General features: G+C 72.1%; 14 protein-coding genes. 9 read left to right on the top strand and 5 right to left on the bottom strand.

Annotated features, from left to right (window positions below):
* From Q8791_RS24650 to Q8791_RS24615, 8 genes are all read left to right on the top strand, one after another.
* Complete coding sequence (locus tag Q8791_RS24650) at window positions 1-435, top strand: roadblock/LC7 domain-containing protein (protein WP_330094180.1); 435 nt, start codon at window positions 1-3, stop codon at window positions 433-435.
* Window positions 432-926, top strand: a complete 495-nt coding sequence (locus Q8791_RS24645; RefSeq protein ID WP_330094179.1) for a DUF742 domain-containing protein — start codon at window positions 432-434, stop codon at window positions 924-926. Before Q8791_RS24650 ends, Q8791_RS24645 begins: the two co-directional genes overlap by 4 nt.
* Window positions 907-1,503: a GTP-binding protein gene (locus tag Q8791_RS24640; RefSeq protein WP_330094178.1), complete on the top strand. Its 597-nt coding sequence runs from the start codon at window positions 907-909 to the stop codon at window positions 1,501-1,503. Before Q8791_RS24645 ends, Q8791_RS24640 begins: the two co-directional genes overlap by 20 nt.
* Before the next feature lie 155 nt (window positions 1,504-1,658).
* Window positions 1,659-2,576 (top strand): sirohydrochlorin chelatase, encoded by a 918-nt coding sequence (locus tag Q8791_RS24635; protein WP_330094177.1) that lies wholly within the window; start codon window positions 1,659-1,661, stop codon window positions 2,574-2,576.
* 273 nt (window positions 2,577-2,849) lie between these two features.
* A complete protein-coding gene (locus Q8791_RS24630; protein WP_330094176.1) occupies window positions 2,850-5,477 on the top strand; it encodes a nitrate- and nitrite sensing domain-containing protein in 2,628 nt (875 codons plus the stop codon).
* On the top strand, window positions 5,467-5,934 hold the full coding sequence (locus Q8791_RS24625; protein ID WP_407942049.1) for a DUF742 domain-containing protein: 468 nt from the start codon (window positions 5,467-5,469) through the stop codon (window positions 5,932-5,934). The genes Q8791_RS24630 and Q8791_RS24625 overlap by 11 nt, the downstream gene beginning before the upstream one ends.
* A gap of 67 nt (window positions 5,935-6,001) precedes the next feature.
* The gene (gene lhgO / locus Q8791_RS24620) at window positions 6,002-7,225 is read left to right on the top strand and encodes an L-2-hydroxyglutarate oxidase (RefSeq protein ID WP_330094175.1); all 1,224 of its coding nucleotides are present in this window, start codon (window positions 6,002-6,004) and stop codon (window positions 7,223-7,225) included.
* 150 nt (window positions 7,226-7,375) lie between these two features.
* Complete coding sequence (locus tag Q8791_RS24615; protein ID WP_407942048.1) at window positions 7,376-7,882, top strand: hypothetical protein; 507 nt, start codon at window positions 7,376-7,378, stop codon at window positions 7,880-7,882.
* A gap of 52 nt (window positions 7,883-7,934) precedes the next feature.
* Here Q8791_RS24615 and Q8791_RS24610 read toward each other — a convergent pair whose 3' ends face one another.
* From Q8791_RS24610 to Q8791_RS31880, 4 genes are all read right to left on the bottom strand, one after another.
* Window positions 7,935-8,624 (bottom strand): HNH endonuclease family protein, encoded by a 690-nt coding sequence (locus Q8791_RS24610; RefSeq protein ID WP_330094174.1) that lies wholly within the window; start codon window positions 8,622-8,624, stop codon window positions 7,935-7,937.
* Between the two features lie 151 nt (window positions 8,625-8,775).
* Window positions 8,776-9,357, bottom strand: a complete 582-nt coding sequence (locus Q8791_RS24605; RefSeq protein ID WP_330094173.1) for a permease — start codon at window positions 9,355-9,357, stop codon at window positions 8,776-8,778.
* Window positions 9,357-9,986, bottom strand: coding sequence for a TetR/AcrR family transcriptional regulator (locus tag Q8791_RS24600; RefSeq protein WP_330094172.1), 630 nt, complete (start codon window positions 9,984-9,986; stop codon window positions 9,357-9,359). Before Q8791_RS24600 ends, Q8791_RS24605 begins: the two co-directional genes overlap by 1 nt.
* The gene (locus Q8791_RS31880; protein ID WP_407942047.1) at window positions 9,979-10,137 is read right to left on the bottom strand and encodes a hypothetical protein; all 159 of its coding nucleotides are present in this window, start codon (window positions 10,135-10,137) and stop codon (window positions 9,979-9,981) included. Before Q8791_RS31880 ends, Q8791_RS24600 begins: the two co-directional genes overlap by 8 nt.
* Before the next feature lie 250 nt (window positions 10,138-10,387).
* On the opposite strand from Q8791_RS31880, the gene tyrS reads away from it, so the two are divergent.
* A complete protein-coding gene (tyrS, locus tag Q8791_RS24590) occupies window positions 10,388-11,686 on the top strand; it encodes a tyrosine--tRNA ligase (protein ID WP_330094171.1) in 1,299 nt (432 codons plus the stop codon).
* A 413-nt stretch (window positions 11,687-12,099) separates the two neighbouring features.
* Here tyrS and Q8791_RS24585 read toward each other — a convergent pair.
* Window positions 12,100-12,279: hypothetical protein (locus Q8791_RS24585; protein ID WP_330094170.1), on the bottom strand; the 180-nt coding region annotated here is incomplete at its 5' end.

The raw sequence follows: 12,279 nt of genomic DNA, 5'->3' as shown, positions 1-12,279 counted from the left end.
ATGGTGGGCAAGAGCAACGCCGCGGACAACCTGGACTGGCTCCTGGACGACCTGGTCGTCCGCGTCGTCGGCGCCGAGCACGCGATCGTGCTGTCGGCCGACGGGCTGCTGCTCGGACGCTCGAGGAGGTTGGCCTCTGACGACGCCGAGCATCTGTCGGCGCTGGCATCCGCGTTCCAGAGCCTCGCTCGGGGCACGGGACGGCACTTCGGCGGCGGCGACGTCCGTCAGACCGTGGTCGAGATGGAGCACTCCTACCTCTTCGTCACCGCCGCGGGGGAGGGTGCCTGCCTCGCGGTGCTGGCCACGGAGGACGCCGACGTGGGGCTGGTCGCGTACGAGATGAACCTGCGGATCAAGCGGGTCGGCCAGTTCCTCACCGCGGCGCCGCGCAGGCCGGGACAGCTCACGACCATGGGGGGTGCCGGTTCGTGAACACCTCCGAGGAGCAGCGCGGGACGGGGTGGACCGGTCCCGCGCCCGGCAAATCGGGAACAGGCCCGTTCCCCCGGCGCCCGGCGCCGCCCTGGAACCGGGGGAGGGGCCACCCGACCTCGGAGGGTCCCTCGGGGGGCGTCGGAGACGCGCCTGCCGGGTCCCTGGTCCGTCCCTACACGATGACCAGGGGCCGCACCCGCCCGCCCACGGGCCAGAAGCTGGACATGATCACCATCGTGGTGGCGGCCCGTGACCGGGAGGAGCGGGCCCTGGAGCCCGAGTACCAGGCGATCATGCGGCTGTGCCGCAGACCCATATCGCTGGCGGAGATCTCCGCCAGGCTCGACATCCCCCTGACCGTGGTGCGGGTGCTCCTGGGCGACCTCGTCGCCGCCGGCGATGTGCGCACCCGTGCGTCCGCGCCCGTCACACGGCTCCCCGAGAAGAAAGTACTTCAGGCGGTACTCGATGGCATCCGCAGACTCTGAGAACCGGCCGCCGGAGGCGATCCCGCAGGCCGTCAAGATCATCGTCGCCGGGGGGTTCGGCGCGGGGAAGACCACCCTGGTCGCCTCCGTCAGCGAGATCACCCCGCTCAGCACGGAGGAGGTGATGACGGAGGCCAGCTACGGGGTGGACGACCTCGGAGGGGTGGAGGAGAAGACCACGACGACGGTCGCCCTGGACTTCGGCCGCATCACGATCAACTCCGACATCGTCCTGTACCTGTTCGGCGCCCCCGGCCAGAACCGGTTCTGGTTCATGTGGGACGAACTGGCGGAGGGCGCCCTGGGAGCGGTCGTCCTGGCCGACACCCGCCGCCTGCACACCTGCTTCCACGCGGTCGACTTCTTCGAGCGCAGGGGTGTGCCGTTCGTGGTCGCGGTGAACCGCTTCGACGCGTCCGTCGACTACCGCCAGGAGGAGGTCCGGGAGGCCCTGGACATCTCCGACGACGTGCCGATCGTCATGGCCGACGCCCGTGAGCGCGATTCCTGCAAGGAGGTGCTGGTGGAGCTGGTCACCCACGTGATCCAGGGCCGCAGCCCCGTGATGAGCGGCTGATCCGGGCGAGGCCTCCCCCCGGCCCCCCACCGGGGGAGGCCTCGGTATACGTTCAGGAGACACGCCCGTCAATATGGTGTTGAACGCTACAATGTCGCGTCAGTGACCACCCGTCCGACTGGGCGCCCCAATCCGCCTCTCATCTGAATCCTGGTATGCGAAACTCTGACCGACTTCCCCCACGCGAACTGCCCAAGCGGCGTTCCGGCCGCCACCGCAACCCGCTGTCCTTCGACAACTGGTTCGGCACTCCCGCGCTCATCATGGCGGTCCCGGGCACGGCCGAACAGGCCAAGGGCGCCGACGGCGAGTCGATCGGTGCCCGGATGGCAGACCTCGTGCGGGCCTACCGCCCCGAGGTGACCATCCGCTACGGGCACGTCGAGGGCGACGAACAGACCCTGGCCGAGGCGCTCGCCGACCTCGGCCCCTCCGACGAACGGCCGCTGGGCGGCGTCGTCGTCCCGCTGGTGACCGCCCCGCACCGGCGGGTGTCGGCCGCGATCGAGGACGCGGCGGTCCGGGCCGGAGCCGACGTGCGCGTCACGGAAGGGCTCGGCCCGCACCCCATGCTCGCCGAGGTCCTGCACCTGCGGCTGGCCGAGGCCGGATACGTCCGCGCCGACCGCATGCGGCTGATCAGTGTGGTCGCCCGCAACACCACCATGGCGGACGGCGTCGTGGTGGGAGCCGTCGGCGGCGAGGGAGCCGTCGGCGCCGCGGGGGTGACCGCTGTCCTGCTCGCCGCCCGCCTGGGTCTGACGGTGCTTCCCGCGGACCTGGAGAACGAGGCCTCGGTGGAGCAGATCGTCGGCCAGCTGCGCCAGGGCGGCTGCCAGCGCCCGGTGATCGCGCCCAGCGCCCTGGGGCCGGAGCTGTCCGTCCAGGAGATGGAGGGGATCGCGGCACGCCTCGGCGCCCGGCTCGGCGCGCCGCTCGGCGCGGACAGCCTCCTCGGCAAGATCGCCGCCCTGCGCTACGCCGAGGTCCTCAACTCCCTGGGCGTGGAGCAGCCGCCGACGGCGGAGGAGCTGCCCGCACCGGTGGGTTCCCGGCACCGACCGGAGGCCTGAGGAGCGCGACACGCCGTGTGCCGGCGAGCGCCGGAGAACGTCGAGAAGGGGCCGTCCGTGGCAACGGGCGGCCCCTTCGCTGTCCCCACCTGCGAGTTTGCCGCGCTCGGATGATGCCGCTAGCACAGTCGGGACGTTTTCGCCCGAGAGAAAAGACAACTGCTAGTGATCATTTGACAGCATACGGCAACGATTCTTCGATAGCCTCGGCAGGGCGAAAAGCAGCCGAGGCGCCCTCCCGGGCCCCGGTGTCCGCACAGGCCGGAGGGGGCCATGCGCAGAAACCGCGACAACGCTTCCACGATCCGAGGGCAGCTGACCCGTATCGTGCTCATCCCGAGCCTGTGCTTCCTGACGCTCTGGCTCGTCGTGGCCGCCGTGGGCATGGTCCAGGCGGTCCAGCTCATGGGCGCGGTCACCCAGGCCCGTGAGGGGACCGCGGTCTACTCACGCGCCGCCGACGAGCTGCGCGTCGAGCGCAGGCTCTCCCTCGTCTACCAGGGGCGCTTCGAGAGCGGCGGGCCCGACGCGGAGGCGGGTGCGGCCCTCGACGAGCAGCGGGCGGCCACCGACACCGCGCTCGGGGCGGCCGTCGAACTCGCCGAACGCCTGAGCGGCACCCGCGACGACGAGGTCCAGCGCAGCGCGGCCGCTCTCACGAACGGCCCCGAGGTCCTGGCCGCGCTCCGCACGCGTATCGACGAGCACGCCGCCGGCCGGGAGGAGGCCCTCCTCGGCTACGGGGAGATGCTCGACGCCACCACCGACGCGACCACCGCCCTGGTGCACACCACCGACGGCGGTGAGAACCTCACCGACGCCGTCCTCACCAGTGAGCTCCTCGGCGCCGGCGCCGAGAACGCCACAGCCGACGCCCTGCTCGCGGGGAGCATCGCCCGCGGGGAGATGAGCTACGCGGAGACGGCGCACTTCACGTACCTGACCGCCTCCTACCGGGACACCCTGGAGTCGGCCGCGGCCGTCATGCACCCGAGCGTGCGGGAACGCTACGAGGAGATGACCGCCACGCAGGAGTGGGACCGCACCGAGGCCCTCAGCCGTCAGGTGGTCACCCGGCCCCCGATCACGGAGTCCGGGCCGGACGCCGACGGCGAGGTGGAGGGCGTCCCGGTCGCCGAGCTGAACACCGCCGTCGACGTCGACGCGGGGGAGTGGGACGAGGCATCGCCCGACGCCGTGGCCCACCTGGACGCACTGGCCCTCGCCCAGGCGGAGCGCACCGTCGACCTGGCGTGGAGCGCGGCCCTGCTCCGCGTGTCGCTGGGGGCGGCGGCGGCCGTGACACTCCTCGTCGGCGGCGTGGCGGCGATCGCCGTCGTGGGCCGGTCCTCACGCCGCCTCACCGAGCGACTCCTCCGTCTGCGAAGGCAGATCCTGGAGCGCGACGAGGACCTGCCCGACATCGTCGACCGGGCCCAGCGGGGCCGGAAGGTCGACGTCCAGGAGGAGCTTCCGCCGCTCGACGAGTGCGGTGACGACGAGATCGGGCAGGTCGCCGAGGCCTTCGACAGCGCCCAGCTGACGGCGGTGGAGGCAGCGGTGCGCCAGGCCGAGATCCGCCGCGGCGCCAACCGCGCCTTCCTCGGCATCGCCTTCCGCAACCAGAACCTCGTCCAGCGACAGCTGCGCCTGCTCGACGAGATCGAGTACCACGAGCAGAACCCCGACGCCCTCCGCCGGCTGTTCCGCCTCGACCACATGGCCACCCAGGCGAGGCGCTACGCCGACAACCTCATCATCCTCGGCGGCGGTCAGTCGGCGCGGCGCTGGAGGCAGCCGCACCCGCTCGTGGACGTGCTCCGCGCCGCCATCGCCGAGACCGAGGACTTCGAGCGCGTCCGCCTGACGTCCGCCCCCCGCGTGCTGATGCACGGCCAGGTGGTCGCCGACGTGGTCCACCTCCTCGCCGAGCTGGTCGAGAACGCCACCCAGTTCTCCCCGGCGGGCACTCCGGTGGACGTGAGCTGCACTCCGTCCGCCGAAGGCCTGGTGGTCGAGGTCGAGGACCGCGGGCTGGGAATGTCCGACCACGGCTACGCGGCGGCCGAGCGGACCCTCAACCAGCCTCCCGAGTTCGACGTGATGGCGCTCCCGGACGACCCGCGCCTGGGTCTCTTCGTCGTCGCCCGCCTCGCCGAGCGGCACGGGGTGCGGGTGTGGTTGAGGCCCTCCCCTTACGGGGGCACGCGCGCGACCACGCTCATCCCCAAGTCTCTGCTGGAGCCGGTGGAGAACCCGGTGACGGTCTCGGGCTCCTCGCAGGCCGCACAGGGGGCCCCGGGTCTGACCGGTCCGCAGAGTGCCGTGCGTCCGGCCGGGCCCACCGGTCCCCAGGGTGTCGTACCGCCGTACGAGCACACCGGGCCCCTGAGCGCGGTCCCGTCCTTCGGGAACGGTGCATGGGGCGCCGAGCCCTCCTACGGGCCCCGCGGACCACAGACGGCGCCGATCGCCCGCATCTCCGACGGGTCGCGCGACCCCGCTCTGCCCGGAGGGTGGGGGGACTCCCGGGCAGCCGCTCCCGTGCCCGCTCACGGGAGCCCCGGACCGTCTGCCGGACCCACCGGACCCCAGGGGGGCCTGCACGCGGACGGCAGGGGTTTCACCGCCGACCGCGACGGTCCCCGGAAGCCCGTGCTGCCGACACGGCCCACCCCCGCCCAGGGCGCCCCGCCGTCGCACGACCCGGACGCCCCGACCGGCCCGCAGAGCGCCGTCACGCACGAGCACGGGGAAACCGCGCAGGGGGGAGAACCCGGCGGCCCCCGGCATCCCGCGCTCCCGCAGCGGGCAGGACTCCGCCGCGGCAGCGGACCCACCGGCCAGGGAGCCCCACGGACGCCCGCGCCGACACCACCGGGGGGACACGGTGAGCGCTGAGGGCACGCCCACGCACCGGCCCGCGGACGGGGCCCACGAGGCGGGTCCGGTGCCGGGCCGGACGCAGGATCGGCCCGACCGCGCGGGCGGGTGCGGGGAGGAGCGCTTCCTGCGCCCCTTCGCGGTCGCGGCGGGGGACCCCGAGGGCCGTGCGCTCGACGGGCCCGCCGACGACCCGGCGCCCTGCGGGATCGACCTGCTCGCCCTGGTCGTGGCGGCCCGCACCCCCGGTCGGCGCGAATGGCTGCGGCCCGAACGCGAGACCATCCTCGAACACGCACTGCACGCCCGCACCGTCGTCGAACTGGCCGCGGAGGTGGGCCTGCCGGTCGGGCAGGTCAGGGGCATCGTCACCGACATGGTCGCCGAGGGGGCGCTCCAACGGTGCGGCCCCTCCCGCCCTCTCGGCCGCGGCGACATCCTGCACGCCGTCCTCGTCGGCCTGCGCTCGCTCTGACCACGGGCTCCCCGGGGCGGTCCTCCCCGCCCGCACGGAACCGCGCCGGGGTTGCTAGCGTGCGGCCATGCGCAGCACCGAACACATCGGCATCATCGGAGCGGGAATCGTCGGACTCGCCCTCGCGCGCCGGCTCGCCCTCCACCGCCCCGGCACCCGGGTCACCGTCCTGGAGAAGGAGGACCGGGTAGCCGCGCACCAGACCGGACACAACAGCGGAGTCGTCCACGCCGGGCTCTACTACCGCCCCGGCTCCCTCAAGGCCACGCTCTGCCGCCGCGGGGTGGGACTGCTCAAGGACTACTGCGCCGAGCACGCGTTGCCCTACGAGGAGGTCGGCAAGGTCCTCGTGGCCTCGGACGCCGAGGACGAGGCACGCCTGGACGACATCGAGCGCCGCGCAGAGGAGAACGGGGTGCCGGGCGTCAGGCGGCTCGGCCCCGAGGGGCTGCGCGAGATCGAACCCCACGCCGCGGGGATCGCCGCACTGCACTCGCCCAGTACGGCCATCACCGACTTCGTCGCCGTCGCCGAACAGCTCGCCGACGACGTCCGCCGTTCCGGGGGCAGGGTCCTGCTGAACACCCCCGTCATCGACCTTCGGCAGGACCACGACGGAGTCAGCGCCCTCACCGGGGATCCGCGCGGGGAGCGGGCCATCCACCGGTTCGACCGGCTCGTGGTCTGCGGCGGCCTGCACAGCGCCCGCCTCGCCCGGATGGCGGGTGCGGCCGACGACCCCCGGGTCGTGCCCTTCCGGGGCCACTACCACGAACTCGTCCCCGAACGCAGCCACCTGGTCAACGGGCTGCTCTACCCCGTCCCCGACCCGCGGTACCCCTTCCTCGGGGTGCACCTGACCCGCCACGTCCACGGTGAGGTCATGGCGGGTCCCAACGCCATCCTCGCCACCGCACTGGAGGGCTACAGCGCCAGGGACCTGAGCGCCGGCGACCTCGCGAGCACCCTGACCTGGCCGGGGTTCTGGCGTCTGGCGCGCCACCACTGGGCGGTGGGGGCCCGGGAGTCCCTCGTGTCGGCCTCGCGCGCCGCCTTCGCCTCCCAGGCCCGCAAGCTCCTGCCCGAGCTGGTCGCGGCGGACCTCCGCCCGGCGCCGGCCGGGGTGCGCGCGCAGGCGCTGGGCCGGGACGGCTCGCTCCTCGACGACTTCCGGGTGGACACCCACGGCCGGGTCGTGTGCGTGCGCAACGCGCCCTCGCCCGCGGCGACCTCGTCACTGGCGATCGCCGAGTTCCTCACGGACACGTTCGTCCACCGGGCCCGCGGGTAGGACCCCGACCCGGTCCCGCACCGGCACCGGGCGTGTCGCCGCCGGGTTGTCCACAGGCCGGAGAAGACTCTGGTGGTGGCCTCCGAGGCGTCCCACCATGGAAGTCAGCGGTGGTCCGGGACGGTCCCACGACCGTCGCCGGAGGTGAACATGTCCGTTGTCCGGTGGATCGCGGTGGCACTCGCCACCGCGCTCGCGCTCGCACTCACGGCGGCCTCGGCCGCCACCAGCCCACGAGGGGGAGAGTTGGACGGTTTCAGCATCGGGCACCTGCCCGCACAGATCGACGACCGGACCTCGGTCTCGGACTTCGACTACGAGTGGGGTGACGTGTCCTTCTCCACCCGGGTCTGGGAGAGGGCCGTGGAGGGGGGAGGGGCCAGGGTCGTTCTCCAGGTCCTGGTCATGCGCGGCGCCACGCTCGCCGACCTGTCCGCCGTCCGCGCGTTCCTCACCGAGTACCACGAGCGTTCGCCCGACTGGGCGCTCGAGGAGTTCGACAACAACGGCCACACCGCCCTGTACGGCGAGACCGAGGCCTTCTGGGCCCCGGCCAAGGGTGTGGCGGTGGAGGTCAGGGACTCCTTCGGCCTGGTCGGCGAGGAGGAGCTCCTCGCCACGGCCAGGAGCATCGGTCCGAGCGAGGCCTCCGGCTGACCGGCAGGGGCCCCGGCCGACCGGGGCCCCGCGCCCTCACCGGAACGGTGGATCAGCAGCCGGAGAGGACGTCCCGCAGCGCGGACTCCTCGTCCGGGTCCACGGTCAGGTCCCACACGTGCTTGACCTCGATCCAGGACACCACGTAGTCGCAGTGGGAGGACTCCAGGGGAGGCATCCACTCTGCGGGGTCGGCGTCGCTCTTGGACCGGTTGGTCGAGGCGCTCACCGCCCACAGCTGGGTGGAGTCCATGTCGTTGGCGAACCGTCCCCGCTCCTCGGTCGTCCACGCGTGGGCCCCCGAACGCCAGCCCTCCTTCAGGGCGACCATGTGGTCGATGTCGATGTCCTGCGCATCGGTGAAGGTCTCCCCGTCGTAGGCGCTGTACCACGAGCCGGACACCGGCTTGCAGTCCTCGTCCGTCTCCACGGCGTCACCGTCGCGTACCAGGACGGCCTGGCGGGTCGTGCAGTTCTCCTGGACGTTGGTGTCCCAGTGGGGGAACAGCGCCCGGTCGTACCCGGGGGGATCGTCCTCCTCCTCGATCCGCAGTTCCTCCAGCTGGGAACGGGCCTGCTCCACGGACAGCTCCGATGCGGGGGCGTCACCGCCCTGCGGCCCGGCGGTGGCCTCGGGCTCCAGGTCGATCACACCCAGCTGGTACAGGACGAACACGGCGACGACGAGCACACCGACCACGGCGGACAGTCCGCCGCCGATCTTCGACGACTTCTTGGGCATCAGGGGACTCCACAACAGGTCGGGCACCACACAGGGGGCGAAACGGTCGTGTCCACCAGCTTGACCCATGCCCGCGCCCAGCGGGAACTCCGCCCGGGGTCAGGAATCCCTCACCGGGGCGGAGCCGCGGACCCGGTGTGGAGAGGGGGAATCAGGAGGCGGTGAGGTCGTACACGAACGACCCCACCAGGAGGAGGCCGATGCCGGTGCTGTAGAGCCACGCCCGGGTGCGGTTCGGGTGGTCCCGGAGGGTACGCCACGCGTACAGGACGGTCCCGGCCAGGACCAGCGCTCCCTCCACCACCGCGGCCGCCGCCGGGAGCTCCCACAGGCCCAGACCGAGCAGCGGCAGGTCACCGGCGCCGCCGGGCAGGAACGGCATGTCCGGCCGGTGGACGAGGAGGTCCAGTACCCAGTGGCTCAGCACCACACCGCCCAGGACGAGGCCGGCGTCCCGGCCCCAGCGACCCCGGAGGAACACGTGCACCAGCCCTCCCACCAGGAGCGCCAACACCAGATTGCCGACCAGCGAGTGCGTGTACGGCGCAGAGATGAGCAGCGACCCGTACCCGGTCAGGCCGGCCTCGGCGGGAACACCGGCCTCCATCCCCGCCACGGCGAGCGGCGCGAACAGGAGGTCGGGCACCTGGGTCGCCACCAGGAGGGCGCCCATGGGCAGAGCCGGCCGCCAGGCCTTGACGACTCCCGCCACCCCGAAGTGTCCCGCGAACATCAGTGCCGTCCTGTCGTCGTCTCGTCCGCCGTGCTCCCGTACGTCTGCGGCCGCGGACCGGATGCGGCTCCCGGCCACTGCTCGAAGGCACGCACGAACCCCTCCACCAGGAGGGCGAAGCTCTCGTCGACGTCCTCGGGCAACCCGAACCCGCCGTTCGTCTCCAGGTCCACGAACCCGTGCAGCGCGCTCCGCAGGGCCCGGATCGCGTGCACCGTCTGGCCCTCGGCGATCCCGAATCCGCGCAGCACCGCCGCGAGCACCGCGACGGGGTCCGGGGAGAGCTCCACGTGGGCGCCGGCCAGCTCGGGCGCCTGTTGCAGGGCCGCGTAGCGCCCGGGATGGGCGTGGGCGTAGCCGCGGTAGGCGTCGGCAGCCGCGCGCAGCGCCTCCGGACCGGACCGGCCGACCGCGGCACGCTGCACCCACACACCGAGGCCCGCGGCCCCCAGCACCGCCACCTCACGGCGGAGCCCCGCCAGTCCGTCGACGTGCTTGTACAGGCTGGGCGTCGCGACCCCGAGCCGTTTGGCGACAGCGGCGAGGGACAGGCCGGCGAACCCCTGTTCGTCACTGAGCACCGCCGCCTCCTCGGCGACCGACGCGGGGGTGAGTCCTGCCCTAGGCATGCGATCCGACCTCCGCGACGAGGTCGAACATGCCGGGTGCGCAGACCAGGAGGGGCCCGGCCCCCCCGGCTCCGTGGAGGTCGTAGGCGATCCGGCCCGGGGGACGCTGGAGGCGGTGCATGCTGTGCCCTTCCGTATGGCTCATGCTCATAGCCCAAAAGCTAATTCCATTAGCTAAGGATGTCAACAGGCGGAGCGCGGGCGTGAGGGGGCTCGGAGGGAGGTGCGGCGAGCCCGCCCTGTCCGCCCTGTCCGCGCGGGGCGCGGACCGCGCGACCGGCGGCGCCGACGCAGCCGATAGCGTGGTGGCGAGGTAAAACCGGGTGATGCCCCGCGGCATCGCGCCTAGACTTCAGGGCAGATCGGGCCCTGGGGCCCGCCTAACAACAGAGAGCAACACAGTGACCGACATCATCGACGAACTCCAGTGGCGCGGACTCCTCGCGCAGACGACCGACCTTGACGCACTCCGCAAGGCCCTCGCCGATGGTCCGATCACCCTGTATTGCGGCTTCGACCCGACGGCGGGCAGCCTGCACGTCGGCCACCTCACCCAGATCCTCACCCTCGCCCGCTTCCAGCAGGCCGGACACCGTCCGATCGCGCTCGTCGGCGGAGGCACCGGACTCATCGGCGACCCGAAGCCCAGCGCGGAGCGCCAGCTGAACTCGGTGGACACGGTCCGGGGCTGGGTGGACAACCTCGCAGGGCAGCTGTCCGCGTTCCTGCGTTTCACGCCCGAGGGCGAGCAGGCGGGCGCCACCGACGCGGTGCTCGCCAACAACGGTGACTGGCTCGGCGAGATCAACGCGATCGAACTGCTGCGCGACGTGGGCAAGCACTTCAGCGTCAACCAGATGCTGGCCCGGGAGACGGTGAAGAGCCGGCTCGACGGCGAGGGCATGAGCTACACCGAGTTCAGCTACGTGCTGCTCCAGTCCTACGACTACGTCCAGCTCTACCGGCGCTACGGCTGCACCCTCCAGACCGGGGGCTCGGACCAGTGGGGCAACATCACCGCGGGCCTGGACCTGGTCCGTCGGATGGACGGCAACGAGCCGCACGGCCAGGCGCACGGGCTGACCACGAACCTGCTCACCAAGGCGGACGGCACCAAGTTCGGCAAGACGGAGTCCGGCACGATCTGGCTCGACCCCGAGCTGACCTCGCCGTACGCCTTCTACCAGTTCTGGTTCAACGCGGACGACCGTGACGTGGTCCGCTACCTGAAGACCTTCAGCTTCCTCTCCGAGAGCGAGATCGCCGAGCTGGAGCGCCAGACGGAGGAGCGCCCCCAGGCCCGCGCCGCCCAGCGCACCCTGGCCGAGGGCCTCACCACGCTGGTGCACGGCGAGGAGGAGTGCCGCAAGGTCAAGGAGGCCAGCCTCGCGCTGTTCGGGCGCGCGGACCTGTCCGAGCTGGACGGACGGACGCTCGACGCTGCCCTGGCCGAGGTGCCCAAGGCCGAGGTCACCGGTCCCGTCGACGACCTGCTCGTCGCCGACCTGTTCGCGCAGAGCGGTCTGACGCCGAGCAAGTCCGCAGCACGCCGCGCCATCCAGGAGGGCGGCGCGTACGTGAACAACGTGAAGGTCACCGACGTGGAGGCCAGGCTCAGCACCGCGGACGTCCTCCAGGAGCGCTTCGTCGTGCTGCGCAAGGGCAAGCGCAACATCGGCGGCGTCGTCCTCGACGGCTGACGGCAGGTTGCTGTCGTGGGCCGGCGCCCCTCCGGGCGCCGGCCCACGGTCGTCTCCACGGTGCTCCCGCCCGGGAGACTTTGCGACCCGGTGAGGGTTTCGGCCAGGAATCAGCCGGGCACGATCATCGTTGTCTGACACAACTGCCGACGTGCATCGCGAGCCCGTGTGGGGATCGCACACGTCAGGGGCCTTCAGAAGCCGCCCGCGACGGGGCGACGAGGTCCCGGAGCGCCGGTACGGCAACGGCTCCGGGTTCTGGCTTGACGTCTCCCCCCAGCCTCCCTATACTCGAAAGAGTCGCTGCGGCACGGCGGGCGTCCACTTGGGACAGGCCCTGCACCGGTCCGCGATCGGCGACACAACCTCCTCTCTGAAACACCCGGTTCGAGCACTGCTCGGGCCATGTAAACTCAGGGAGTCGCTTCAAAAGCCAAGTCCATTCGGACAAAAGCAAACGAAGCAGAACGGGCTTTACCCCGATCACGAACCACAAACCGCCGATTTGGCGGGGCGCGGAACACCTGATAAAGTAAAGACACAACAAAGCGGAAACGCAGACGCCTTCCACGGAAGAGCACACGGTCCACCAG

Origin of the sequence: Nocardiopsis codii (assembly GCF_036327455.1) — a bacterium.
GTDB classification, from domain to species: domain Bacteria; phylum Actinomycetota; class Actinomycetes; order Streptosporangiales; family Streptosporangiaceae; genus Nocardiopsis; species Nocardiopsis codii.
The sequence above is the reverse complement of the archived record's forward strand: the minus strand, read 5'-3'. Positions and strand labels throughout refer to the sequence as shown.

What these genes read in the sequence shown, in the direction of transcription:
- Q8791_RS24650 (WP_330094180.1), top strand. Translation starts at nt 1, where the DNA reads ATGGTGGGCAAGAGCAACGCCGCGGACAACCTGGACTGGCTCCTGGAC.
- Q8791_RS24640 (WP_330094178.1), top strand. Translation starts at nt 907, where the DNA reads ATGGCATCCGCAGACTCTGAGAACCGGCCGCCGGAGGCGATCCCGCAG.
- Q8791_RS24635 (WP_330094177.1), top strand. Translation starts at nt 1,659, where the DNA reads ATGCGAAACTCTGACCGACTTCCCCCACGCGAACTGCCCAAGCGGCGT.
- Q8791_RS24630 (WP_330094176.1), top strand. Translation starts at nt 2,850, where the DNA reads ATGCGCAGAAACCGCGACAACGCTTCCACGATCCGAGGGCAGCTGACC.
- lhgO (WP_330094175.1), top strand. Translation starts at nt 6,002, where the DNA reads ATGCGCAGCACCGAACACATCGGCATCATCGGAGCGGGAATCGTCGGA.
- Q8791_RS24615 (WP_407942048.1), top strand. Translation starts at nt 7,376, where the DNA reads ATGTCCGTTGTCCGGTGGATCGCGGTGGCACTCGCCACCGCGCTCGCG.
- Q8791_RS24610 (WP_330094174.1), bottom strand. Translation starts at nt 8,624, where the DNA reads ATGCCCAAGAAGTCGTCGAAGATCGGCGGCGGACTGTCCGCCGTGGTC.
- Q8791_RS24605 (WP_330094173.1), bottom strand. Translation starts at nt 9,357, where the DNA reads ATGTTCGCGGGACACTTCGGGGTGGCGGGAGTCGTCAAGGCCTGGCGG.
- Q8791_RS24600 (WP_330094172.1), bottom strand. Translation starts at nt 9,986, where the DNA reads ATGCCTAGGGCAGGACTCACCCCCGCGTCGGTCGCCGAGGAGGCGGCG.
- Q8791_RS31880 (WP_407942047.1), bottom strand. Translation starts at nt 10,137, where the DNA reads ATGAGCATGAGCCATACGGAAGGGCACAGCATGCACCGCCTCCAGCGT.